Origin of the sequence: Dietzia sp. DQ12-76, from assembly GCF_014145045.1 — a bacterium.
Taxonomy (GTDB): domain Bacteria; phylum Actinomycetota; class Actinomycetes; order Mycobacteriales; family Mycobacteriaceae; genus Dietzia.
The window spans coordinates 1-2,518 of sequence record NZ_JAALDV010000341.1; the positions used below are offsets into that span (position 1 = coordinate 1).

General features: G+C 68.2%; 1 protein-coding gene and 1 pseudogene. Both read left to right on the forward strand.

Features of this window, described 5'->3' with window-relative positions; translation table 11 throughout:
- Positions 1–764: pseudogene (locus G6019_RS11765) on the forward strand (arabinosyltransferase); the annotation flags it as partial.
- A 194-nt stretch (positions 765–958) separates the two neighbouring features.
- Positions 959–2,101, forward strand: a complete 1,143-nt coding sequence (locus tag G6019_RS11770; RefSeq protein ID WP_182613358.1) for an alpha/beta hydrolase — start codon at positions 959–961, stop codon at positions 2,099–2,101.
- Positions 2,102–2,518: the final 417 nt, after the last annotated feature.

The following is a 2,518-nucleotide window of genomic DNA, read 5'->3' on the forward strand; positions in this document are numbered from 1 at the left end:
CCGGTGCCTGGCTCGTCGTCGTCGGGTGGGCGGTGACCGTCGAGGTGGTCCAGGACCCGTTCCGGGACGAGCCGGAGACCATCACCGCCGCGGGGATCGTCGACGAGCGGCAGTACTACATCCAGCGCACCGGCCACCGACATCCGCTGCTGGCCGACGACTACCTCGACTTCCCGCGGATGCGGGCCCTGGTGCGGGACGTCTCGACCAACCGGACGGGAGCGGTCTTCCTCCCGGTTCCGGGCTTCCAGGACCGGTGGGACGTGGTGGCCTACGACCGCCCGATGCCCGGCCTGGAGCCCTTCGAACTGCCGGACGACCCACTCAAGACGGTGGTGTTCCTCAACCTGGGCATGACGAGCATGAACCTCCCGCTCGACGTGGACGTCTACGACACGGTGGGGTTGGCCTCCCCCCTGGCCGCGCACACGGACCGGATGGAGGACGGCCGGATCGGGCACGACAAGTTCCTGCCGTACGACTGGGTGCTCGCGCGCACCGGGGTGATCGAGGATCCCGTCAACTTCCCGCGGTGGATCGACGTGAACTGGGTCAACCAGGCGGAGGTGGCACTCACGTGTCCTGCCACCCAGGCCCTGATCGACTCCTATACCGGGCCCTTGACGCTGGAGAAGCGCTGGTCCAACCTGGTTAATGCATTCTCATTCGCCGAGTACCGCATCAACAGAATCCCTGCGTACGAGGTGCAGAGGTGCGGGTTGCCGATGCCTGAGAAAGTGGAGAAGTACCAGGGCACTCGGTAGTGTGGCCCCAGCTGTTATCTCGAATCGATAACAGTAGGAGATCGATCAGGTCCCCGACCTGTAACACCTGTCCCAGATTGAGCGACAGTTACGATGTCGCAGTTCCGGTCCTCCCCTGGTGGGGCCGGTCCGATGGACGTCACCGATGCCCCGGGAGACCTGAGGGCACCAGGAACGAACAAAGGAACCCACGAATGTCCCAGACCACCCTCCGGCGCAAGTTCGCCGCCGGGCTCACCGCCCTGGCGACGGCTGCAGGCCTCGTCGTCGGCGCCCCCGCCCTCGCCGGCGCCCAGGCCACCGAGCAGGGCTCATCGGCCAGCCTCGGTTCCGCCGGATCAGCAGGATCGGCCGGATCGGGCGATGCCCCCAACGCCGCCCCCGCGTTCCGGCCGGCCGCCGGGGACGAGAACCCGGTCGGGTTCCGCAACTGGCTGCGCCCCGGCTGTAGCTGGGATCCGGTCGCCTCGTGGGTCCAGCTCTGCGAGGTCTGGTCGCCGGCGATGAACCGCCACATCAAGGTCCAGGTCCAGCCCGCCCGCTTCGGCGGCAACGCCGGCCTGTACCTCCTCGACGGTCTGCGTGCGCGGGACGACTGGAACGCGTGGACCCGCGACGCCCAGGCGCAGCGCATCTTCCTCCAGGACAACATCACCCTGGTCATGCCGGTCGGCGGCCAGGTCTCCTTCTACTCCGACTGGGATCGGCCCATCAACCTGGGCGGAAACCTGCTCGAGTACAAGTACGAGACCTTCCTGACCCGCGAGCTGCCCGGGTACCTGAACGCCCACTTCGGTGTGCGCACGGACAACAACGCCATCGCCGGGCTCTCCATGGGCGGGTCCGCCGCCGCGATGCTCGCGGCCAAGCACCGCAACCAGTTCAAGCAGGTCTCGGTGTTCTCCGGTTACATGAACCCCACCGCACCGGGCATGTACACCATGATCCCGCTGGCGATGTTCGACCAGTGCAAGTGTGACCCGTTCGCGATGTGGGGCCTGCCGGGCTCGCCGCGCTGGGGTCAGAACGACCCGCTGCTCAACGCGGACAAGCTGCGCGACATCCCGATGTACATCACCGCGGGGTCCGCCATCCCCGGGCAGTACGACCAGCCCTCCAGCCTGCAGGCCGTGTTCAACACGTTCAATGGCATCATCCTCGAGGGCCTGTCGCGCGGATCGACCATCGCGTTCCAGAACACCCTCAACGCCCGTCCGAACCAGGCCACGTTCGACTACCGCACCACCGGCATCCACGGCTGGGGCTATTGGAACGACGACCTGATCGCCGCCCGTTCGGCGCAGATCCTGCCCGTGATGAACGCCTTCGCGTGGTGATCACGACCGGATAGCCGACGAATCGGGCTCCGCTCAGCGAGTCCTCACCCGTCACACCGGGGCCCCGTGCGTAGATTCTCGTGCGGGGCCCCGGTCGCTTGCGTGACCACCGGGTTCGGCCGCGGGAGGGGAGCCCGCGGGCGGACGACGGACCAGGGCCCCGGGAAGAAGCTGTCCGGGTCGCTCTCCGCGGCCCGTTCACCGAGACGGTCGGCGACGACGCGGCAAGGAAGAGAACCTCACATGGCGACCCCCAGCGCACACGCGAGCCCCCGCACCCGGTGGGCGTCCCTCCTGGCGGCCCCTCTCGTGGTGGGAATGGTGGGCTCCGGCCTCGTCGTCCCTCCGGCTGCGGGCGCGCAGGAGACGCCGGTCCGGGCGACCCCGGCCCAGAACTCCCCGACACAGAACCCCCCG

Coding starts and splice junctions, on each gene's coding strand:
- G6019_RS11770 (WP_182613358.1), top strand. CDS start 959: ATGTCCCAGACCACCCTCCGGCGCAAGTTCGCCGCCGGGCTCACCGCC.